Source organism: Sphingomonas sp. 66-10, assembly GCF_001897045.1.
GTDB classification, from domain to species: domain Bacteria; phylum Pseudomonadota; class Alphaproteobacteria; order Sphingomonadales; family Sphingomonadaceae; genus Sphingomonas; species Sphingomonas lycopersici.
Window position 1 is genome coordinate 133,301 of sequence record NZ_MKRR01000135.1, and the last position, 469, is coordinate 133,769.

The following is a 469-nucleotide window of genomic DNA, read 5'->3' on the forward strand; positions in this document are numbered from 1 at the left end:
GTGGATCGATGCCGCCCCCGCGCCGCGGCTCGGGCTTTGGCAGGCGCTCGCCTCGCCTTATACCGCCGAGATCTGCGCCACGCTCGGTTTCGACTGGATGCTGTTCGACGGCGAGCACGCGCCGAATACCGCGCAGACTTTGCTCGGCCAGTTGCAGGCGGTGGCGCCCTACCCGGTTCATGTCATCGCGCGGCCGCCGGCGGGCGATGCGGTCAACATCAAGCAATATCTCGATATCGGTTTCGGCACCTTGCTGATCCCGATGGTCGAGAGCGCCGATCAGGCGGCGGCGATCGTCGCTGCCTCGCGCTTCCCGCCGCGCGGCATCCGCGGGGTCGCCAGCTCGACCAGCCGCGCCTCTCGCTTCGGTGCCGAGACGAGCTATCTCGGCACCGCGCACGAGCGCACCGGGATCATCGTCCAGATCGAAAGCGCGGCGGCGCTGGCGGCGGTCGACGAGATTGCGGCG

The 469-nt window shown here is 69.3% G+C and carries 1 protein-coding gene; it reads left to right on the forward strand.

Translation table 11 applies throughout. The features are described from left to right. Positions 1 to 4: 4 nt before the first annotated feature. Positions 5 to 469 (forward strand): aldolase/citrate lyase family protein (locus tag BGN95_RS17540; RefSeq protein WP_286773541.1); only part of this gene is annotated, 465 nt, incomplete at its 3' end.